The 23,236-nt window shown below is 53.1% G+C and carries 15 protein-coding genes; 3 read left to right on the top strand and 12 right to left on the bottom strand.

Translation table 11 applies throughout. From position 1 onward, the window contains the following. Positions 1 to 648: 648 nt before the first annotated feature. Together ACLHIL_RS07000 and ACLHIL_RS06995 are read left to right on the top strand one after the other, a co-directional pair. Positions 649 to 3,291 carry a DEAD/DEAH box helicase gene (locus ACLHIL_RS07000; RefSeq protein WP_411297274.1) on the top strand — a complete coding sequence of 881 codons (2,643 nt, stop codon included), beginning with the start codon at positions 649 to 651 and terminating at the stop codon, positions 3,289 to 3,291. Between the two features lie 58 nt (positions 3,292 to 3,349). Then, positions 3,350 to 4,129: a YggS family pyridoxal phosphate-dependent enzyme gene (locus ACLHIL_RS06995; RefSeq protein WP_411297242.1), complete on the top strand. Its 780-nt coding sequence runs from the start codon at positions 3,350 to 3,352 to the stop codon at positions 4,127 to 4,129. Between the two features lie 166 nt (positions 4,130 to 4,295). Here the strand turns inward: ACLHIL_RS06995 and pflA are convergent, their stop codons facing one another. The 9 genes from pflA to ACLHIL_RS06950 form a co-directional block, all read right to left on the bottom strand. Continuing rightward, a complete protein-coding gene (gene pflA, locus ACLHIL_RS06990) occupies positions 4,296 to 5,195 on the bottom strand; it encodes a pyruvate formate-lyase-activating protein (protein ID WP_411297241.1) in 900 nt (299 codons plus the stop codon). 177 nt (positions 5,196 to 5,372) lie between these two features. After that, entirely contained in the window at positions 5,373 to 5,621 is a 249-nt protein-coding gene (gene grcA2 / locus ACLHIL_RS06985) for an autonomous glycyl radical cofactor GrcA2 (protein WP_411297240.1), read from the bottom strand. Between the two features lie 47 nt (positions 5,622 to 5,668). Next, positions 5,669 to 7,750, bottom strand: coding sequence for a formate C-acetyltransferase (pflB, locus tag ACLHIL_RS06980; RefSeq protein ID WP_411297239.1), 2,082 nt, complete (start codon positions 7,748 to 7,750; stop codon positions 5,669 to 5,671). 165 nt (positions 7,751 to 7,915) lie between these two features. Further along, positions 7,916 to 9,070 (bottom strand): branched-chain amino acid aminotransferase, encoded by a 1,155-nt coding sequence (locus ACLHIL_RS06975; protein ID WP_411297238.1) that lies wholly within the window; start codon positions 9,068 to 9,070, stop codon positions 7,916 to 7,918. 18 nt (positions 9,071 to 9,088) lie between these two features. Continuing rightward, complete coding sequence (locus ACLHIL_RS06970; protein ID WP_411297237.1) at positions 9,089 to 10,150, bottom strand: 3-isopropylmalate dehydrogenase; 1,062 nt, start codon at positions 10,148 to 10,150, stop codon at positions 9,089 to 9,091. 388 nt (positions 10,151 to 10,538) lie between these two features. Next, positions 10,539 to 11,963, bottom strand: a complete 1,425-nt coding sequence (gene aspA, locus ACLHIL_RS06965; RefSeq protein ID WP_411297273.1) for an aspartate ammonia-lyase — start codon at positions 11,961 to 11,963, stop codon at positions 10,539 to 10,541. 624 nt (positions 11,964 to 12,587) lie between these two features. Next, complete coding sequence (ilvC, locus tag ACLHIL_RS06960; protein ID WP_411297236.1) at positions 12,588 to 13,613, bottom strand: ketol-acid reductoisomerase; 1,026 nt, start codon at positions 13,611 to 13,613, stop codon at positions 12,588 to 12,590. A 56-nt stretch (positions 13,614 to 13,669) separates the two neighbouring features. Continuing rightward, complete coding sequence (gene ilvN, locus ACLHIL_RS06955) at positions 13,670 to 14,230, bottom strand: acetolactate synthase small subunit (RefSeq protein ID WP_411297272.1); 561 nt, start codon at positions 14,228 to 14,230, stop codon at positions 13,670 to 13,672. Next, positions 14,230 to 16,038 carry an acetolactate synthase large subunit gene (locus ACLHIL_RS06950; RefSeq protein ID WP_411297235.1) on the bottom strand — a complete coding sequence of 603 codons (1,809 nt, stop codon included), beginning with the start codon at positions 16,036 to 16,038 and terminating at the stop codon, positions 14,230 to 14,232. The genes ilvN and ACLHIL_RS06950 overlap by 1 nt, the downstream gene beginning before the upstream one ends. Positions 16,039 to 16,533: 495 nt before the next feature. Here ACLHIL_RS06950 and ACLHIL_RS06945 point away from each other — a divergent pair, with 495 nt between their 5' ends. After that, positions 16,534 to 18,138 carry an aspartate:alanine exchanger family transporter gene (locus tag ACLHIL_RS06945; RefSeq protein ID WP_411297234.1) on the top strand — a complete coding sequence of 535 codons (1,605 nt, stop codon included), beginning with the start codon at positions 16,534 to 16,536 and terminating at the stop codon, positions 18,136 to 18,138. Between the two features lie 629 nt (positions 18,139 to 18,767). Here ACLHIL_RS06945 and ACLHIL_RS06940 read toward each other — a convergent pair. The 3 genes from ACLHIL_RS06940 to ACLHIL_RS06930 all read right to left on the bottom strand — a co-directional run bounded on the left by ACLHIL_RS06940 (position 18,768) and on the right by ACLHIL_RS06930 (position 23,069). Further along, the gene (locus ACLHIL_RS06940; RefSeq protein ID WP_411297233.1) at positions 18,768 to 20,114 is read right to left on the bottom strand and encodes a threonine/serine exporter ThrE family protein; all 1,347 of its coding nucleotides are present in this window, start codon (positions 20,112 to 20,114) and stop codon (positions 18,768 to 18,770) included. A gap of 165 nt (positions 20,115 to 20,279) precedes the next feature. Beyond that, on the bottom strand, positions 20,280 to 22,127 hold the full coding sequence (gene ilvD, locus ACLHIL_RS06935; protein WP_411297232.1) for a dihydroxy-acid dehydratase: 1,848 nt from the start codon (positions 22,125 to 22,127) through the stop codon (positions 20,280 to 20,282). A 120-nt stretch (positions 22,128 to 22,247) separates the two neighbouring features. Continuing rightward, on the bottom strand, positions 22,248 to 23,069 hold the full coding sequence (locus ACLHIL_RS06930) for a class I SAM-dependent methyltransferase (RefSeq protein WP_411297231.1): 822 nt from the start codon (positions 23,067 to 23,069) through the stop codon (positions 22,248 to 22,250). Between the last annotated feature and the right edge of the window lie 167 nt (positions 23,070 to 23,236).

Raw genomic sequence — 23,236 nt, 5'->3', positions numbered from 1 at the left:
ATTACGCCTGCTTTTCTGTCTCACTAAGTGCCTTTCACCCGAACATCATGAGGTAAGGTCTATACAGCGGGAGGAACGTCAGCCAATATTCTGCGCAGATATGCCCTCCGGCATAACCACGTCAGCTACAGCCGAGCGCGAAGGCTTATACACAGTAGGATTTACACACGTCCAGGAGGTAAAACAGTGCACCGAATCTGGGGCTCAACATTTCATCCGCTCCTGGTTTTCCTCGCCATCTTATGCGGCTTTCTTGCATTTCGCGCCAACGCCACGGAACGCCTCATCTTCGCATTATTAGCACTATGTTTACTGGTATCTCTTCTCTGGCAATTATTTACTCACCGACGAACACGCCGCCATGCTACCTCTGCCCGTCATAGCATTACCCAACATGAACAGTCGCATACACCTGATAGCTATCTCGCTTCTCATCACCAGAAACCCGACCAGCCCACACACAACCCACACCTTTCCACCCAGCCGCCACTCATTGAGAGCCCTCCGTCGCCCTCGTCTGAGAAAATCTAGCTCTACATTTCATATCTGCATTACGAGGAATCTATTACTGTGACGACGTCCGATACCCAAGCGCCAAATACTCAACCAGCACATCCCCAGCTATCACACACTCATGCGCTCAACCGCCTGCTTGATGCCCTCGAAGACGAATATGGCCTCACCCCGCCACCAGAAGCCATTTACGACACATTCACGCAGTGGTTCACCGATACCGGCAAACAGATGTACTCACATCAAAGCGAGGCACTGTTGAGCATCGTCAGCGGGGATCACGTTATCGTCGCCACTCCGACCGGATCAGGGAAATCCCTTATCGCTATGCAGGGGCTTTTCACTGCGCTGGCTACCGGCCAAACCGCATACTATACGGCGCCATTAAAGGCCCTTGTCTCGGAGAAGTTTTTTGAGCTCATTGCGCAGTTCGGAGCACACAACGTCGGAATGATTACCGGCGATACCTCCATCAATCCGCAAGCACCCATAATCTGTGCCACTGCGGAAATTCTGGCAAACACTGCGCTCCGCCACGGCACACAGGCAGATATTGGCCTTGTCATCATGGACGAATTCCATTTTTATGCCGAGCCTGAGCGCGGCTGGGCCTGGCAGATTCCCTTGTTAGAGCTCACAGCCACCCAGTTCGTTTTACTGTCTGCCACCCTCGGCGATACCTCATTTTTTGTTACTGATCTGAACAGACGAAGTGGGCGAACAGTAAGTGTTATCGATGACGCTATTCGCCCCGTTCCACTTCATTTCAGCTACTGCACCGAGCCCATCGCAGAGTACATTCATGAGCTCGTCACTACCCACATGGCACCCGTCTACGTCGTTCATTTCTCACAACGTGACGCCGTTGCCCAAGCTCAGAGCCTCCAATCCTTTTCCTTTATCTCCAGCGATCACCGCGAGCGCCTGCGCGCTGCTATCGGTGACTTCCAGTTCTCCACTGGATTCGGCAAGACGCTATCAAAACTGTTGCGCAATGGTATTGGCGTACACCATGCAGGGCTTCTCCCCCGCTATCGGCGTCTCGTTGAACGCCTAGCGCAAGCCGGACTCTTAGTTGTCATCTGCGGCACTGACACTCTCGGGGTCGGCATCAACGTCCCCATCCGAACTGTGCTCATCACATCGCTAGTGAAATTTGACGGCACTCAGATGCGCACACTTGGCGCTCGGGAATTCCACCAAATTGCGGGTCGTGCTGGCCGCGCCGGATTCGACACCATCGGCTATGTCGTCGTCATGGCTCCCGAACATGAGATCGAGAACGCCCGTCGGCTCCGCAAAGCTGGCGACGATCCGCTACGGCAAAAACGAGTACAGCGAGTCAAAGCTCCTGACGGAATAAGCTGGTCTGAGAAAACATTTGACCGATTGCGTGCCGCCGAACCGGAAACTCTCACGTCTCAGTTCCGGCTTTCCCATGCGATGATTCTCAATCTGCTCCAGCGCCCCGATCCAATCCCTGCCATCATCTCGCTATTAACAGATAATCACCATCCAAAGTCTGCTCGTAATCCATTTATCCGGCAAGCAATAGATATTTATTCTTCTCTGCGCACGGGTGAAGTGATCGTCCATCATGATCGAAACTGGCGGCGGACCCACCCTGACGAACCAGCTATCGAATTCACGAAGGACGTCCCCGAGGATTTTGCTCTCAACTCGCCTCTCGCTCCTTTCGCTTTCGCTGCTTTCGATCTGATTGATCCCGAATCTAGCGAGTATGCTCTCGATATTGTTTCCGTCGTTGAAGCGGTACAAGAGAACCCAATGCCGTTACTTATCGCACAGCAAAAGCACGAACGTGGCAAACTGATCCAGCAGCTCAAAGTTGAAGGGGTGGATTATTACGAGCGAATGGCCCGCGCTGATGAAATTAGCTGGCCACAGCCTCTCGCGGAGGTACTGACGCCGGCCCTGGAGATCTATGCGCAAGCAAACCCGTGGGTGCGCGATCACGAGCTATCCCCGAAATCCGTCGTTCGCATGATGATCGAAGAAGCCATGTCTTTCTCCGATCTCATCTCTCGTTTTGATCTGAACCGTTCCGAAGGGGTGGTTTTACGCTACCTCACTGATTGTTACCGAGCCATGCGGCAAATGATCCCGATAAATATGCGCACGCCAGAGCTGAGCGACATCATTACCTGGCTAGGTAACCTGGTACGTGCAATCGATTCATCATTACTTGATGAATGGAATGCCCTCGCCAATGGCACATACATGCAGGCTGACGAGGGTAATACTGACGTGGAAACTGGTGCAGATATTGCTTTCGGTGCCGAGGCCGACGGGCATCTGCTGATAACTCGCAACCAGCACGCCTTCAAGCGCGCCGTGCGCAATGCTATGTTCCGTCGCGTTGAGGCTTTAGAGTACGAGCAATACGAACGCCTTGCCCAGTGGGATGGTGCTTGCGGATGGGACGCGCAGCGATGGGAAGCCGCCATTGACCCGTTCTTTGACGATTATGAGCATATTGGTACAGATACTGATTCGCGCTCTGATCGGTTCTTCTCTGTGCTCACTGACCCCTCTTATGCCGATTTATTGGCCGCTGGGCTTGCCGAGGACCGCGCCTGCGCTCTCGTTGAGAGCCATAAGGCGGGTCGAGCCTGGCTCGTCATTCAAGTATTAAATGATGGCGATGAGCAACACGAGGCGGAGATGACGTGGGCTATCTGGGCTATTGTCGATCTCGATGCCAGTGATGCAGCCGAACAGCCAGTCATTGAGATTATTCGGGTTGGCCCACGGTAGCGAGTAAGCTAGGCAGTAGGTAGCCTGCGAGTTATTCTTACACCGCATTTTCAACGCCGTGTACGCACAGCCCACTTTTATCGTCTTTATGGAAGAAAGTACGTCAATGCTTAGCGCGCAAGACATCACTGAACGGCTTAGCCATGTTCATGCCCAAATCCGTCAGGCTCAGCGTGAGGCCGGGCGAACGGGTGAGCAGGTCGATCTTATGCTTGCCGTCAAGTATCAACCTTTGGCTGCTATTTTGGCCGCTGCCAGCACTGGGGAGCAGCTATTTGGGCACAATATCGTCCAACAGCTATGTACTGTTGCTCCAGCGCTCAAAGAGGCGAATGCGCCAGCAAAGCATTGTGTTATTGGTCCGGTTCAATCCAATAAGTTGCGCGCCGCAATGGATAACGCCCACCGGATTGACACCGTAGATTCTTTACAGCAAGCCGAACGTATTGCCCGCCGCCAAGAAGCTCGGATTAAAGAGGGGCTAGCCGATGGCCCATTTCCGATCCTATTGCAGATCAATTCTGCGAATGCTGTGGGGCAAAGTGGGTGTGCTCCGGATGAGGCCTACGATATAGCCCGACGAATTAGTCATATTGATCTTGTTCGTATTGACGGGGTGATGACTATTGGCGCTCATAGCACAGAACGCGCAGTCATCCGCGCAAGTTTTGACCTAACTCGCCAGCTCAGCGCGGAGATTCGTAGTTTACCTGGGCTTTCCCATGCTGACGTGATCTCTATGGGAATGACGCAGGATCTAGATGTGGCTATTGCTGCTGGATCAACGCTCGTGCGCGTTGGAACAGCAATTTTTGGAGCGCGCCCGACGCCCGCCTAATGCCACCTATACTGGCGTTTTCTTTAGCTCTCTGTGGCGGGGCATTTCGGCTCACCTGCGCTGCCTTTCTTGGTGCTTACGCCGCTTTCTGCCAAAATGCCCAATCATCACAGCAAGGCGGGCACGGGCACGCGCAATCCGAATCGCCTTGCGCGAGGATTGACCCTCAGTAGACCGTCAATCCTCGCGCTCGGAATACATCTCGAATATTCTCGGTATGTTCGGCCGAAGGTGGCGTGACGTCATTAAGCTGATACTCCAGGCCTAGCGTCTCCCACTTATCGCGGGCCATCTGATGGAATGGCAGGACTTCTACACGGGAAACCGTGGACCATTTCGCCACAATATCTGCCACCGCGTTGACGTTCTCTGGCGCGTCCGTCAATCCCGGAACAACAACGAAGCGAATCCAAATCTCTTTTCCAGCATCGCTTAGACGTTGACCGAAACGTAAGGTAGGTGCGAGGTCACGGCCAGTGGTGCGTTGATAGGTTTCTGAGATCCCGCTCTTAACGTCTAATAACACAAGATCGAGGTTATCCATCATCTCATCACTCAATGCATGACCGAGGAAACCTGAGGTATCAATAGCGGTGTGGACGCCAGCCTCATGGCATTTGCGCAACATACGGGCTAGGAATGCCGGCTGCATGAGCGGTTCTCCCCCAGAGAAAGTCACTCCACCATGGGATACCTTAAAAATTGCTCGATAGCGCAGGATTCGCGCGAGCAGATCAGAAGCCATGACGGGATTCCCGTCACGCATTTTCAACGTATCGGGATTGTGGCAGTACAGGCAGCGCAAGGGGCATCCTGAGAGGAACACCGTTAACCGCGTTCCGGGGCCATCCACTGCGGTAACTAATTCCCAGGAGTGTACTGACCCTAACTCGCCCGAACGCACCGCTCGGATGTGTTCCTCATGTGTCATCGAACCAGCACTCGCGATTCCGCTGATACCTGCGCCGGATAGCCGAGGAATCTCCTCTTCTAAGGGAGCAGGACGGTACTCCCCCGTTGAGCCTTCACCTGTTAAATAACTGCGAGCATCGAATGACGCTGCCATCTTTCTCCTTATTTCACTCGCTCAATAGCGTATTAAGTGAGCTAAGTGAGCGCTACCGTCATAGCTGGTGTAGTGAAAATTACGCGGTATTACACGCACCTGGATAGACCAGGAAAACAACGGGCGCCCGAGTCATTCCCGGGCGCCCGAGCTTATCGTCGTGACGAAAAGTTACCCTTACATTCCCTCGTGGAAGGTACGCGAGAGCACATCAAGTTGCTGCTCACGGGTCAGCCGCACGAAGTTCACTGCGTATCCGGAAACACGCACCGTAAGCTGCGGGTACTTATCCGGATTCTCCATCGCGTCTTCCAGCGTCTCACGGTTCAGCACGTTGATGTTCGCGTGGTACAGACCCTGCACACCACCGTTGCACTGACGCTGAGCCTTCATCGAGGCGAGGCGCTCTTCGAATGTCTTTGCCATGGTTTTTCTCCTTGTTTTACCTGATATGCCGAGAACCGAGCAGTGCCTCAGCCTTGCTTGATGAAACCGGCATCCATAATGCCGACGAGATTATCAATCTGTTCGTCCCGAGTGCGACCAAGAGACGAAGGAACAATGGTGTTGGTCAACGAAATGCCGTCAAGGGCGTCGTTGTAGTCAAGTTTTGCCACGGAAAGCATCGATGCCAACATTCCGTGGGTATCCATCCCGTTTTCTGGGTTAGCACCCGGAGCGAACGGAGTTCCCGCACGGTGCCCCGAAGGGAAGGAGCCTGTTGCCTTGCCGTAGACGACGTTCGAGGTAATCGTCAACACTGATTGAGTCGGGATAGCGTCACGATACATCGGGATCGCCTTGATCTTCGCCATCACGGTATGAACAATAGTTGCGGCAATATCGTCTGCGCGATCATCGTCGTTACCGTAGCGCGGGAAATCACCTTCCGTAATGTAATCAACGACAAGACCCGTCTCGTCACGAACCGGAGTGACTTTCGCATACTTAATAGCCGACAACGAATCCGCCACGATTGATAGACCAGCAATACCGCAGCCCATCGTGCGCACAATATCGGAGTCGTGCAGAGCCATTTCCATTGCCTCATAGGCGTACTTATCGTGGCAGTAGTGAATGATATTCAGTGCTTCAACGTAAGTCTCAACAACCCAGGTGAGCATATCTTCATACTTTTCCCACACTTCATCGAAGTCGAGTGGACCGTCGCCTGCAATCGGCTCATGACCAGGCACAACCTGCTTGCCCGTCATTTCGTCACGCCCGCCGTTAATGGCGTACAGCAAGGACTTAGCCGCGTTGACTCGCGCACCAAAGAACTGCATTTGCTTCCCGACGCGCATTGGCGAAACACAGCAAGCAATTGCCGCGTCATCGCCCCAGTGATCCACGATCTGACGATCAGCTTCATACTGAATCGACGAGGTTTCAATCGACACCTTAGCGCAGAAACGCTTGTAGCCTTCCGGCAGATGCTCCGACCAGAAAATCGTGATATTTGGTTCGGGTGCCGGACCGAGATTGATTAAGGTCTGCAGTAGTCGGAAAGACGTCTTCGTTACCAACGGACGACCATCCTGCCCGAAACCGCCATCTGACCACGTCGCCCAGTACGGATCACCTGAGAAGATCTGATCGTAGGCTTCGGTACGCAAGAAGCGCACAATACGCAGCTTGATAACGAGCGCGTCGATAATCTCCTGCGCATCAGTTTCCGTAATCAAACCGGCCTTCAGATCGCGTTCAAAGTACACGTCAAAGAATCCAGACAGACGGCCAATAGACATAGCCGCACCATCTTGAGATTTGACTGATCCTAAGTAGCCGAAGTAGGTCCACTGCACGGCTTCTTTCGCGGTGGCAGCCGGCTTGGAAATATCAAAACCATAGGAGGCCGCCATAACCTTGAGCTTCTGCAGCGCCTTAACCTGCTCGGCGATCTCTTCGCGGTTACGTGCCCATTCAGCACTGAAAGGCTGATCGACAAAGCGATCCTTATCGGCCTGCTTTTCCTCAATCAGACGATCCACACCATAGAGAGCGACGCGACGATAATCACCAATAATTCGACCGCGACCATAGGCATCTGGCAAGCCCGTGATGATATGCGAGGAACGAGCAGCACGGATACGCGGGGTGTAAATATCAAAGACCCCTTCGTTATGGGTCTTGCGGTAGCGAGTGAAGATCTTCTTCACGTCTTCATTTGGCTCTTTACCGGCTTCACGCAACGCGGTTTCCACCATGCGCCAGCCACCGTTAGGCATCATGGCGCGCTTAAGCGGCACGTCCGTCTGCAAACCAACAATGACGTTGTCATCATCGGAGATAAACCCTGGACCAAAGGCATCGACGTCAGCCGGAATCTCGGTATCAACGTCATATACGCGCTGCTTGCGCTCCACTGAAAGATAATTCTTCTCTAGGTGATCCCACACACGTAGCGTCTTTTCAGTGGGCCCAGCTAGGAAGGAATCATCGCCTTCGTAGGGGGTGTAGTTCTTCTGAATAAAATCGCGAACGTCAATCGTTGACGTCCATTGACCTTCGGCAAAATCTTTCCACTCGGGACAAAGATCGACTGCGTTTGTCACGGATGCTCTCCTTACGAGGAATCTCGACTACGCCATCCATTCTAGAAATTAACACAGTCAAATATGAGTTTATTGACTATCCTCACACGCAATTTTGGAGGATAAATCCGATTTAAGGGCCGACATGCTCCTCCTCACGCCTTTGGATAGGACCTCAGCCCCGAATCACCGAGTGGGCACCTCCACAAGCTGATAGAGCCAGCCAAAACGATCCTCCCGACGCCCCAATTGGATCGCCGTCAGCTCCTCGTAAATCTCCTGCGTTCGCGGACCAACCGGCACATCCACATCGAAATCCGTCCCTGTTAACCGGCCAATCGGCGTCACCACGGCGGCCGTCCCACAGGCAAACATCTCCGCTACCTCACCCGACTCGATACCGCGTAACAAACCATGCAATGGTATCGCCTCCTCACGCACAACCACTGATTGCTCTTCGAGGAACTGCAAAATAGCCGACCGAGTTCCACCCGGCAGAATCGTCCCAGTAAGTTCCGGAGTACACACCGAACCGTCAGACATCACCACAAAAACATTCATTCCGCCGAGCTCGTCAAGGTTGGTGTTCGTCGCCGCGTCCAGGAATAACACCTCGTCGAAACCCCGCTGCGACGCCTCAACCTTCGGCAACAGTGAAGCGGCATAATTGCCTCCCGTCTTCACATCGCCCATTCCCCCTGGACCAGCCCGATGGTAATCACGCTCCACCCACACCTGGATCGGCGTTAGACCATTGGCAAAATACGCCCCCGACGGCGAAGCAATCACTAGATACTCATACCGCGTAGAAGCCCGCACTCCCAAAAAGGACTCCGAAGCAAAAATAAACGGACGCAAATACAGCGAACTACCTGGCGCATCAGGCACCCACCGCGCATCAGCGCGCACGAGATCCACAATCGAGGCATGGAACAGCTCACGCGGCAAATCTGGGATCGCTAACCGGCGATTCGACATATTGAGCCGAGCCGAGTTGTACCCTGGGCGGAACGTCCATATCGACCCATCCTCATGCCGATACGCCTTTAAGCCCTCAAACACTTCCTGCCCGTAATGCAACACTGCTCCAGCCGGATCGACGCTCAACGGACCATAGGGCTCAATAACGCAATTATGCCACCCGTTATCTCGGGTCCACGTCGCATGGGCCATATAATCCGTAAAATCCACCCCGAAGCGCAGATTCGCCATAATCCGCTGGTATTCCTCATCCGAGCGCAGATGCGGATGAGGCTGACGGGCAAAGGTACCCGCAAGCTCTGCTGCCGACGGGCATGCTTCACTGGCTAAACGATCCAACTGCGTGGGCTGTCGCGTCATTTTCTTCCCTCTCTGCCGCTACCGAGCACTCGAAAGTAGGTCAACGATAGCATCTCCGATGTCGCTCGTTGATCGCTGTACTACCTGGCCGGACGCCACGCTACGCGCCCGCCACGCCATATCCATATCAACAGCTTGGCGTATCCGAGACGCCAACTGGCCATAGCCTAAGAAATCCACCATCATCGCCACAGACAAGATCGTTGCCGTCGGGTCAGCAATCTGGCGTCCAGCAATATCCGGAGCAGAACCATGTACCGGCTCAAACATCGACGGAAACTCCCGCTCTGGATTGATATTCCCGGAAGCCGCCAAGCCAATACCCCCAGTAATCGCACCGGCTTCGTCAGTCAAAATATCACCAAAGAGGTTATCCGTCACGATCACATCGAACCGCCCGGGATCGGTAACCAGAAAAATCGTTGCCGCATCCACGTGCAAATAATCCGTCGCCACCTCAGGATATTCCTGCGCTACCCGTTCAAAAATACGCCGCCAAAGATGGCCAGCATGGACGAGAACATTATGCTTGTGCACTAAAGTTACTCGCTGACGGCGCCGAGAGGCCTGCTCAAAAGCAAAACGCACCACACGTTCCACCCCGAAAGCCGTATTAACAGATACCTCAGTTGCTATCTCATGCGGAGTATCAACCCGCACGGCCCCACCGTTTCCACAATAGAGCCCCTCGGTCCCCTCCCGAACAACCACAAAGTCAATCTCACCTGGGCGCGCTAACGGGCATGGCGTTCCCGGATAATACTTCGCCGGGCGCATATTGACGTATTGGTCAAACGCAAAACGGAGCTCCAGCAATAACCCACGTTCCAAAACCCCTGAAGGCATCGATGGATCGCCCACTGCACCGAGCAAAATCGCATCCTTGGTAGCTAGTTGTGCTAGCTCCTCATCTGTAAGGACCTCACCTGTGCGATGATAGCGCTCGGCACCGAGATCATAATGTGCAATATCGTATTGTAATTCGCTGCCAGCGCTGACCGCCTCAAGTACTTTCAGCCCTTCAGCCACAACTTCGGGACCAATCCCATCCCCCGGGATCACTGCCAATTGCACACTCATGGCAGCGAGTGTACTGCCTCAAAGCACACATTGTAGGAACTTTTCACACTGTGAACCCCGGCTATTCCTGCCCTGATCCCGTATCTGCGCGCACGGAACGGGCGATAGGCTCATACACCCGATAAAGCCGCGCACCTGGGAATTCCAACCGTGCACTAGGCGCTCCATGCGCACATACCGCAAACACCTACATGATTTAGCTAGCACCGACCGGCGCACCCAATGAGCCGATACGACCAATCCCCCACTGGCAAATACCTACAAAGCGCGCACCGCGCAGGTAACTAACTCAATCCAGGCAACACACCACGGGGTAACGCACGCTGGCACCCGACGAATACGCCTGTTTTCACCACAGTATTAGCCGCAAGGCTTCGCACCCCTAGGCTTAATCGTCGTAAATCATCCCCATATACTCAGGCTCCATCAGGTTTTCTACCGACAAGGCCCGATCCAGCTCACTTTCCGTCATTAATCCACGCTCCAAAACAAGATCGCGCACACTCCGCCCCGTGCGGGCTGCTTCTTTGCCGATCAGATCGCCCTGGTGGTGCCCAATAATATCGTTGAGATACGTGACAATTCCGATGGAATTCATAACGAAATTCCGGCATACCTCTTCGTTGACGGTGATGCCATCCACACATCGCTCCCGCAATACTCGGCAGGCGTTTTCCATCAACATGATGTCCTCAAACAAAGCCTGACCGATCACTGGTTCCATAACATTCAATTGAAGTTGACCAGCTTCCGAAGCCATCGTGACCGTCACGTCATTGCCAATAACTTTAAAACACACCTGGTTGACGACCTCGGGAATAACAGGGTTGACCTTCGCTGGCATAATTGACGATCCCGCCTGCATTTGCGGCAGATTAATTTCATTCAGCCCGGCTCGCGGCCCGGAAGATAACAGACGCAGATCGTTGCAAATCATTGACAACTTCGCAGCAAGACGCTTAAACGCTCCCGAAATAGCCACATACGCGCCCGTATCCATCGTCGCTTCAATCAGATTCGTCGCTGGTTTCACCGGCAGGCCCGTCACCTCAGCCAACCGCCGCACGACGACCTCCTGGAACCCCTGCGGGGTATTGAGCCGCGTTCCGATCGCGGTTGCCCCCAGATTCACTTCCAGTAACAGCTCCATAGTGTGCTGTAAATAGCGCACTTCCTCGTCCAACAAAATCCGGAAAGCCGCAAACTCCTGCCCGACAGTCATCGGAACCGCATCTTGTAACTGCGTGCGGCCCATCTTCAACACTTTTGCATTCTTTTTGGCAATGACGTCGAACGCCCCCGCCAATCGCTCAATCTCTGCGATCAATCCCTCAATCATGCGGTAGAGCGCCACCCGAAAGCCTGTCGGGTACGCATCATTGGTGGACTGTGATTTATTCACGTGATCGTTGGGATGAATAATGTCGTACCGGCCTTTTTCCTCTCCCAGGATCTCTAAGGCCAGATTCGCCACTACTTCATTCGTATTCATATTGACGGACGTACCCGCACCGCCTTGGAAAACGTCTACGGGGAACTGATCCATCCCCACGCCCTCATCTAAGATTTTGTCGCAGGCAGCCACGATCGCCTCAGCAATGCGCCCCGATAATACTCGCTTATCGCGATTCGCTAAGGCTTCTGCCTTCTTGACCTGCACCATGCCCCGAATAAACTCCGGAACATCGCTGATCCGCACCCCAGAAATCGGGAAATTTTCTACTGCGCGCAGAGTATGGACTCCGTAATACGCATCCGCAGGAATTTCACGCGACCCAATGAGATCCTCTTCGACTCGGAAAGAAACCATTATTTCTCCATATGCCACGATCTTGCCCGTACACCTCATACACGCGGCTGGCACCGACGGTTAAGGCGACGTGAGCGAACCTCATCGTTCGCACCCGCTACCAGTATAAAGACAAATGTGCAGCTCCGGGGAGATAAAAGCGACCCTCGCTGATGACGCGAAGGCCGCTTTGGTTTTTGACGTTTTTACTTCGTTATTGCAAGGTGCCTCTGTGGAATATCACTGCTGGCAAGCGCCAAGCATCGCCTCTCCAGCTTCCAACTGTAGCGCCGATGGCTGGTAGCTATTAGCTGTTGCCCCACCCGGCAGTACTCGTGAGTAGCCAGCAAACTACCCACAAGCACTACAAGATCACGAGTTATTACTCTGATAAGCCATTAGCTACTAGCCAATGACGATGGTTGCTGGCTAACATCCACAACCAGCAATCTACCTGTGCACCTCACCATCTGGCAGTTTTCAGCACAGCTAAACCGATCGATTCTCGGCGTTTCCCTTCTGCGCGCATCTAGAGACGTTATATCCGGCCAGCCGCCTCAGCAATATTTCGCTGCGTCCGCTGGCCGGTAACACACAATCTCGGCGCTGCCTTTCCCCATTGGTCTTTGGAAAAGCGGAAAACATCGCTTAGCGCGCTGCAGAACCGTCCGTATAGTCCGAGTCAATCTGCTGCCAGGCAAACATCTTGCGCAACTTTCCACCGACCTTCTCAATCGGATGACCTTCACCGCGAGCGCGTAGCTGTGCAAACTCCACCGCGCCGTTATCTTGATCGGCGATGAACCGCGCAGCGAACGATCCGTCCTGAATATCGGCTAACACCTGCTTCATATTCTCCTTGACCTGCTCATTAATCACTCGCGGGCCAGAGACGTAGTCACCGTATTCTGCCGTATCAGAGATCGACCAACGTTGCTTGGTCAGCCCTCCCTCATTGATAAGATCAACGATGAGCTTCATCTCGTGGAGCACCTCAAAATAGGCAATCTCCGGCTGGTAGCCAGCTTCCGTCAGCACCTCAAAACCATACTGAATAAGCTGCGAAACGCCTCCACACAGTACTGCTTGCTCACCGAAAAGATCCGTCTCCGTCTCTTCAGCGAACGTCGTCTTAATGACTCCAGCTCGGGTACCGCCAATCGCTTTGGCATACGATAAAGCCAAATCCCAAGCCTGCCCAGAAGCGTCCTGCTCTACCGCAACAATATCGGGCACCCCGCGCCCGTCCTCATATTGACGGCGCACAATATGCCCCGGACCTTTAGGAGCAACCATACACACGTCGTGACCCGCATCCGGAGTAATGTAACCAAATCGAATATTAAAGCCGTGCGCAAAGAACAGTGCCGCGTCTGGCTTCAAATGCGGTGCGATCTGCTCCGCATAAATCGTGCGCTGGTGCTGATCGGGAGCCAAAATCATGACGACATCGGCCACCTGGGTAGCCTCTTCAATCGTTGCAACATTCAGCCCCTGCTCGCGTGCTTTCTGTTCGGATTTTGAGCCCGGACGCAAACCCACTACAACATCAACCCCGGAGTCCCGAAGGTTCAGTGCATGGGCATGCCCCTGCGATCCATACCCGATGACGGCAACCTTCTTCGACTGAATAATGCTCAAATCTGCATCGTCGTCGTACACAATCTCTGCCACGTTTTTCTCCTTCAACTACGGCACTTTATCTCTGCACGTCTGCTAGTGATTTTATGTTATTTCCCAAAATCCGACGGGTTTGCTTCAGCTTGCCGGATCATCCGGCGTTCACGAGCCACGGATTCACTCATTGATCCGCTCCCACGCCCGATCGCCACCGCCCCAGATTGCACAATCTCCGTTACGCCATACGGTTCTAAGGCCGCGAGCAAGGCTTTCGTTTTCTGTTGTGAACCAGTTGCCTCAATCGTCAGCGCTCCCGGAACCACATCAACGATATGCGCACGGAAGAGATCCACCACATTGATAACATTTGCCCGCAAGCTGTCATCTACCCGTACTTTGACGAGCATAAGCTCGCGCAAAACTGATTGCTCGTCTTCCAATTCCACAATTTTGATGACGTTAACGAGCTTATTGAGCTGCTTAGTCACTTGTTCAAGCGGAGCGCTATTCGCATCGACGACGAGCGTGATACGCGATAAATCTGGATCCTCCGTCGGCCCAACAGCCAAAGAATGAATGTTGAATGCCCGTCGCGCAAACAAGCCAGACACTCGGGCAAGCACCCCAGGTTTATTCTCCACCAGCACTGATAACGTGCGACGATGTGAGATCATGCCTGTTCCTCCTCTTCTTGCACCGGCCGTAAATCGCGAGCGTAGAGAATATCATCATTAGATACCCCTGCTGGAACCATCGGCCAGACCATCGCATCCGGGGAAACAACGAACTCCACAACCACCGGACGGTCATTAATCTGCATAGCTTGAGTAATCGCCGCATCGACGTCGGCAGCATTGTCAACGACAATCGCAGCACAATCGTATGCTTGTGCGAGTTTGCTGAAATCTGGGATTCGTTTCGTCCCGTGCCCAGTATTCAGATCCGTATGCGAGAAACGCTTATCGAAGAACAGATTTTGCCACTGACGCACCATCCCCAGCGAGGAATTATTCATGATAGCCACTTTGATGGGAATATCGTTCAACCGGCAGGTCGCCAGCTCCTGGTTCGTCATCTGGAATGAGCCATCTCCGTCGATACACCACACTACCGAATCCGGATTACCTACCTGCGCTCCCATTGCAGCCGGAACCCCAAACCCCATCGTGCCAGCTCCACACGAGGTAACAAGCTGCCCAGGGAAAGACCACGGAATGAACTGTTGTGCCCACATCTGATGCTGACCCACACCTGTGGTGAAGATAGCGTCCGGAGCGAGAGCCCCCAAGCGGGAAATGACGTACTGCGGCGAAAGCAAGCCGTCATCCGGCTCTTCATACCCCACCGGATAGGTTGCCCGTAACCTGTTCAAGAACTCCCACCAGGCATCATGATTCGCCTGCCCATACTGGTCGTATGCCTCCGGCAACGCGTGATTCAAGGCGCTAAGACTAGCGCGCACATCACCTAGCAGAGCGACATCAACCGCTCGATTTTTCCCAATTTCTGCCGGATCAATATCTGCATGAATGACCTGCGCTTCAGGAGCGAAATGGGATAGCACTCCCGTCACTCGGTCATCAAAACGAGCGCCCAAGGTAATAAGCAAATCGGCTTTTTGCATAGCCGCAACCGCAGGAACTGTGCCATGCATACCCGGCATACCCAAATGGCGCTTATCCGAATCTGGGAAAGCTCCCCGAGCATTCAAGGTCGTCACAACCGGAATATTGGTCAGATCAACAAGTTCTGCTAGTTCCTTATGAGCACGCGCCCGAACGACCCCGCCACCCACATACAACACAGGCTTGCGTGCTTGGGAAATGATTCTCGCCGCTTCCCGGACCATCCGCTGATTAGGTTTCGCCTGCGGGCTATAACCAGGTAAATCCAACCGAGGCGGCCAGATAAACTCACATTCTTCGGTTTGTGCACTCTTCGTCACGTCCACAAGCACCGGCCCCGGACGCCCCGTAGCCGCTAAATGAAATGCCTCCGCCAGACGCGCCGGAATCTCATTCGCGTCGGTAATTAAGAATGAGTGCTTTACCAGCGGTAGAGTTGCCCCAATAATATCGGCCTCTTGGAAAGCGTCCGTCCCGATCAAGGACGCCCCCACCTGGCCAGTGATTGCCACGATTGGAACCGAATCCAAATTGGCATCCAAGAGTGCAGTAACCAGATTCGATGCCCCCGGTCCTGAGGTTGCCATACATACCCCAACGCGACCAGTCGATACTGCTAAGCCCTCGGCCGCATGCCCAGCCCCCTGCTCGTGCCGAACGAGAATGTGCCGGATCTTCGTCGATTCAAAGATCGCATCGTAAAGCGGCAATGCTGCCCCACCCGGCAGACCAAAGACGTCCCGAACCCCGAGTTCTTCCAATGAACGAATAACTGCACGAGCACCCGTCATGCGTTCTCGACTCACAGCCGCCGCTGGCTCACGTGTAGCAGGCGGTGTAGGCACTTTAGCCATTTCTCCTCCTCGGATGTGTCCCATGCTCTTCGACGTTTCCGTTTTCTCACCGTTCGTTTCTTTTTCATATCATCACTGACATGAAAAAACCCCTCGGTTATCGAGGGGCGCACCGCAGAACAGCGTTACCTGCAGGTGCGCTGGACTACTACGAGAATAATGGAACGACGATTAGCCATGCCACTAGGCTAATGCACACCCGTCAGCACACCAAAAATACTTCCCGATATCTCACATCATGGATGCATTTTCTCCAACCTATATATCCCGCTCGTTTTACCGATCACTGTGCATCCGTAGCATTACTAGAGAAAAATTGTGTTTTTACGCCATTCTCTCGCCCCACCATTCCGCACAACATACGCTCTGATGAGGTGAGCTATGACCTTAGGGCCACAATCTCGCCATATCGACCATCTAAGTTAGTACTCGTGTAGTGCTCAACGATGACGCTGAAGCAGCATCTGCAAAGTCAAATCTAACCAGGAGTTCCTTTTGTCTTTCATCTTCTCTGCTCTCTCCCACAATCAAGTCCTCTTGCTTTTCCTTCTCGTGGGAGTAGGAATGCTCTTCGCCCACATCCGTATTCGCGGAATCTCTCTCGGAGCCGCAGCCGTTCTCTTTTTCGCCATCGCGATTACTGCCTGGGGATTAGCTGCCGGATATGAGCTCCACATCAATCATGATCTCGGTATCCTCGGGCTCGCATTGTTTGCATTCGCTATTGGAATCAACTCTGGGCGAAACTTCTTCCACACCCTGAAATCCTCATTCGGTCCGCTGGTACTCATGCTGGTTATGTTCGCGCTGGCAGCAGTCGCTGCCGCCGTCATTGGGCGTTGGCTCGGCATGGATTGGGCGCTTATCGCGGGAACTTTCGCCGGAGCCATCACCAATACACCGACCCTATCGGCCGCTGGCCAGGCCTCTGGTGATCCAGCAACCGCAACCGTGGGATATGCAATCGCTTATCTGTTCGGAGTAATCGGCATGCTTGGCTGGACGATGCTCGCCTTATCGAAGCGCCGTACAGATAAGGACACCCCCTCTCCGATTATCAATCGCACCGTCCGAGTGGAGCGCCAGGATAGCCCACGTCTCGCCGACATTCTCGAACTCGTAGGCGATGGCGTGCATTTCTCGCGAATTCGCCGAGGAGAAGTCGGGCCAATCTGGATTCCCGAAGAAGAAGAGCAGCTTCTGCATGACGATCTAATTACCGTGGTCGGTACTCGTGAACAAGTCGATCGCGTTATTGCTCACCTCGGGCACGGATCCTCACATTCCCTCATGGCGGATCGTCGCTACCTTGATTTCCGACGCATTACCGTCTCTGATCCCAAGATCGCGGGAAAGACGGTGGAACAGGTCGATCTGGAAGGCAAGTTTGGCGGCTCTATGTCTCGTATCCGACGTGGTGACACGGATATGCTGGCCCAACCCGAAGTTGTACTGCAACTAGGCGACCGCGTTCGCGTCGTCGCACCCATCGGAAAGATGAAAGAGATCTCGCATTATTTTGGCGATTCCTCTAAAGGTATGTATGACATCAACCCAGTAGCTCTGGGCATTGGTATGGCTCTCGGTATCATTATCGGCGAATGGAAAATCCTCACCCCCTCTGGGTTAACATTCTCCATTGGTTCTGCAGCCGGCACCCTTATTGTCGGGTTAATCATGGGTCGTATTGGTCGTATCGGGCGCATCGTCACCGCCTTGCCGTACACCGCCTGCCAGGTTCTCGCAGAATTTGGTCTTCTCGTCTTTTTGGCATACGCCGGAACCACTGCAGGGTCGCAAATATCAACTGCTTTCACTGGCGGGTCATGGGCAAAAATCCTCCTACTCGGAGCGATCATTACCTCGATTGTCGGCGGCGGCTTGTATTTCTCCATGCGGTATATCGTCAAGATGGGTGGTACGCGCCTAGCCGGCCTTATCGGTGGCGCACAGACGCAACCTGCTGTCTTGGCCTTCGCTAACGACCGCACCAATGCGGATCCTCGCGTCGCGTTGGGCTATGCCATGGTCTATCCCGTTGCAATGATCGCCAAGATCTTCTGCGGTCAAATCCTTGGCTCTCTCGGCGGATTCTTCTAATCCTATCTACGGCATAGAAATAGGTGGGCTGGCAATTGTTGCCAGCCCACTTTCTGTTTTCCTCTTTACGCTTTTCAATCTGATCCCGCTTTCTTTCGAACCTGCTAAGAGTATGGACATGAATAGCACGGTGTTTGCCTTTCCTGGTGTATCGCAGCAGCGGAGGACCAAGCTGAGGATGATTTTGCGTTCTTCGACATTCTTTTTGTTTCAAAGCTCGCTGTTTTGCCTTTCAGAAATCTCGACCTACGTATGCCCTACCTGAATTCCTTTCGCCTCTTGCATCTTCCTTTTTGTATCCCCTATTTTCACTCTCTTCTGCCCAGTCATCTCTCGTCTTATCTTGCTTACTTGTGCTGCCTTGGCATGTGTTATCGGTGTTCCCTCAGCTCTTGTGTTCTAGTGTTCTGCATATTCCAAACGCGGAACACACATTGGCGCGATTGCTAGAGACACCCGCACGGCGCATGTTACTGCGGTTCTATAACGGAGAAAAGACGCCACAACTCGCTAACCCGATCTAGCTCCCAGAGGTTTCGCTTTCCCCTCGTTTCCCCCCTCCCTCCAGATATGACATGTGCGGGCTGTTACCGTAGTAACAGCCCGCACATTCTGACGATCAGCAAGTTTTAATAATGCGCTGCGCGCGCCGTCTTATCGAGATCATCAGGCAGCACCGCAGTTTCGGAATCAAATAACCAGCCTGGATCAGTGACGATTCGAGCAACCGCCAGACCAAAACCAATCGACATGACGACGAAAAAGACTTCAGAAATCGGACCTAATGCTGAGAAGAAATCCCCTTCGTTCAAAGCCACAAGCGCCCGATAGAACGGCACACCCGGAATCATGATGACAACTGCAGGAACCGATAGCGACACCCGCGAATGCATGGTTCGGGAGGCCACAAGTGTTGCCAAACATCCAGCCACAAAGGCTGCCATACCTACAGCTAGCTGCCAGGACATGTCATGACCTTGTAAAACTAAACGCCCTGTATTGACGAAAGCTCCAATCGCACCGCCCGCAGCAGCAACTTTCCACGGCGCATTGAATAGCACCGCGAATCCATAGGCAGCCGCAAAGCTGGTCACGATTCGCAACGCGAAAAGCACCCAATAATTCAACGGTTCCGGAGCGGGGCCTTCTACCGGCCATCCCAAGAAGTGCGAAACCATCCATACTGATAAACCAGCCGATCCGATGACCATCAAGCAATAGTTCATACGGGTAAGTGCCGACCAGAAATCCATTCGAACGAAATCAAGGATCGCAGTAGTCAGCGGGAATCCCGGAATAAGATACAGGATCGCCGAAATAACCCCCGCATGATGCGCCCCCGAGATCACGCCAAAGTGTGTCGCTCCTGCAATAATACCGATGTACAACAACGTCGAAGCAGCCGCGCAGGTAATCCACACGGCAAAATGCGTCACCTTGCGCCCCAGCAACAGACGACGAATCCATTGCCCCGCGCCAGCCGCGACAAATACCGTCGCACATTCGACCAATCGCCCAGAGTTCAGGAACGAGAACGCCGCACAAGCAATAGCTGAGGCAAGTACGCTCGCCCAGATCGGATAATGGCGTGTACGCTTATCAATTTCATCCAATGCTGCATTTAACTCTGCAACAGTCATATCGTGATGGAGCCGGATACATAACGCCATGAGCTGATCGAGCTTGTCAACATTCACTCCGATTGAGCGAATTTCCACTACTTCAGTTCGATAGTTATGCCCTTGCCAGGAGGTAGTAATAATCTCCATAAGCGAGACATGCGACTCGTGCCGCGACAACCCCACTGCCCGGGCTGCCCGAGACATCGCAGACTTCACTCGATATGCTCCAGCACCGCAGGAAAGTAAGGTCTTTCCTAGCCTCAGGACAACCTGAGATTTCTCCACAAGATCAAGATGGCTCAACGCATACGCATCGAGACGGTCAACGTCAGCAGGTATCTTCCCATTATTCACGGTCCACTATTGTGCTACGTCTGCCCGCTTAACACGACATCCGATAGCCATTTTCCACCGTGATTTAGCTGACTCTGCCCGATATGCCAGAATATTTTTTGCCGATCTAGGACTAGCGCCCAATCTGTCCTTGTCTATCAGGAAGAGATCTCTATGATTGCGTTCTTACTGCCTTTCTTCCGGCAGAACGCGAACGCCACCTGTTGAGGCAGAGCTAGCCATCGACGCATAGGCACGCAGTGCACGCGATACTTCCCGTTCTCGCGGTTCATCAGGACGCCACGGAAGATTGCCTTTCATTTCTCGACGAGCGTTTAACTCCTCATCACTAATATCAAGGCGCAACTCGCGTCGGGTTACATCAATAATGATCCTATCTCCGTCTCGTACCAGACCAATAGCACCACCAGAAGCTGCCTCCGGTGAAATATGCCCGATAGAGATTCCCGATGTGCCCCCAGAAAAACGCCCATCCGTAATCAACGCACAGACCTTACCCAGGCCAAGGCCTTTCAGGAACGACGTAGGGTAAAGCATTTCTTGCATACCTGGCCCGCCTCGCGGCCCTTCATAGCGGATAACAACGACGTCCCCTGGTTGTACCTTTTTACCTAAAATCATCTCAATTGCTGCTTCCTGCGAATCCACCACTCGAGCAGGACCAACAAAGCGGAAGAGAGATTCGTCAATACCAGCAGTTTTAATTACTGCACCATCCTCCGCTAAATTTCCATACAGGACGCACAAGCCGCCGTCTTTCGTATATGCATGGTCAATATCTCGTATGCACCCCTGCACGGAATCAACATCGTGGGTTTCGTACCAGCACTCTTGTGAGAATGCCTGTGTGGTGCGCTGCCCACCCGGTGCCACCAAATAGAGATCACGCGCGCGCTGATCCGGATGCTCACTGCGAATATCCCAGGTATTCAGCCAGCTCTCTAAATCAGGGGCATGCACAGCATGAACGTGCGGATTGAGCAATCCGCCTCGATAGAGCTCTCCAAGGATTGCCGGAATACCACCAGCACGGTGGAAATCTTCCATGTGATACGTCGTTGAGTTCGGGGCAACCTTCGATAAACAGGGCGTTTGCCGGCTCAACGCATCTATATCTGAAATACTGAAATCCACTTCCCCTTCGTAAGCAGCCGCAAGGATATGCAATACCGTATTCGTTGACCCGCCCATAGCAATATCCATCGTCATCGCATTACGAAACGCAGCAGGCGAGGCTACCGATCGGGGTAATACGGATTCATCGTCATCTTCATAGTAGCGACGGCACAAATCAACAATAAGCCTACCCGCCTCAAGAAATAGATCCCGACGTTTCGCAGCAGTAGCTAACGTCGTCCCGTTTCCGGGTAAGGATAATCCCAGGGCTTCTGTCAAACAGTTCATTGAATTAGCCGTAAACATCCCTGAACACGAACCACACGTCGGGCAGGCATGTTCCTCAATCAACGCTAGATCAGCGTCACTAACGCTATCGTCAGCAGATTCAGCAATTGCGTCCACCAGATTTGTGCGGTGATTGACGACGCCCTCAATAGCTGCACCAGATTCCATCGGCCCGCCGGAGACGAACACCGTCGGAATATTTAGTCGCAAAGACGCCATCAACATCCCAGGAGTAATTTTGTCGCAATTCGAGATACATACCATTGCGTCAGCACAGTGGGCATTGACCATATATTCCACGGAATCTGCGATGATTTCGCGCGAAGGAAGCGAATAAAGCATGCCAGAATGCCCCATCGCGATTCCGTCATCCACCGCAATGGTATTAAATTCTTTGCCGATTCCCCCTGCTGCTTCTATTGCGCGAATAACCAGTTGCCCCATATCGCGTAGATGAACATGCCCAGGGACAAACTGAGTAAAGGAATTCACCACGGCAATGATGGGTTTACCAAAATCTTCCGACGTCATTCCCGTCGCGCGCCACAATGCCCGCGCACCCGCCATATTACGACCGTGGGTTGACGTTGCTGAGCGAAGCTGAGGCACGAGAGGACCTTCTTTCTATATATGCGTTTTCCTCCCTATTCTAATGCGGAATACATATATAGAGTTATCTGTCTTATACAGCGGAGCGTAACCGTGTACCTGCAATGAAAGATGAGCTATTCAGCGTTTAATAAGTCGTTCGTGGGCCGGTGTCCACGAACAATCATTGCGAATAGCTACCCACATAAACATGCGATACGGTAAGTCGATGACGTCATCAGGGCGATACCCCAGATGATCGTACAAATACCACTGCAGATTTTCCTGCGTGCGTTCGCGCTGCACCGTGTCTGCTAAGATCCATGAGGCGCGAGTCGTCGTTAAGAGAAAAACGTCATGGGCGGTAATCTGATCCGTCCACTCGCAGTACTCTAGGGACGGCTCAGAAAACATATATTCCATATGACCGTGATGACCAGGAACACGTAAATCTGGCGCTTCAGTTGCACGACGAATATCCCCGGAACGCATGATGCGACTCAGGCGGTGTACCCAATCGTGGCGAATATCTAAGTAGTTACCAATAATTGCGATACGCGCACCGACACGGCATACCCGCGCAGCTTCAGCACTGGCACGTATTTCATCCAGCCAATGCCAACACTGGCCGTAGGTAATAACGTCGATAGACTCATCTGGAAAAGGGAGCTGCTCAGCGCGACCTGCGAGGCAATGACTCTGCTGTGTGGGCAGGAACAGGGTTTTCAGGTGTTCTCGCATCTGTTCGGACGGTTCAACAGCCCAGACGTTATCGCTGAAAGTACGCAGTTGTTGGGTGAGTTTTCCAGTACCTGCTCCGATATCTGCGATGGTCTGACCCTGAGTTATGTTTAAGCAAGCAAGTTTCTCACGTGGGTAGCTCGGTCGCAGATCTTCGTACGTTTGAGCGTTATTACCTGAAATATCAGCAGTGTAGGGGTTGAACCGTGTAGAGCGAGCCAACGAGCCCTTTCTTTCTTCTTTTAGGTATTGGAAGTTATTATGTGTGTTTTTGGGTGTGTGTTAGGCGCGGAGAGAAGTGTTTTTTCTCTTCGCGCCTATGTGTTGTTATGTGGTTGTGTGACGGCGGTGTCCTACTCTCCCACACCCTCGCGGGTGCAGTACCATCG

The organism is Trueperella sp. LYQ143 (assembly GCF_046599595.1).
Taxonomy (GTDB): Bacteria; Actinomycetota; Actinomycetes; order Actinomycetales; family Actinomycetaceae; genus Trueperella.
The sequence above is the reverse complement of the archived record's forward strand: the minus strand, read 5'-3'. Positions and strand labels throughout refer to the sequence as shown.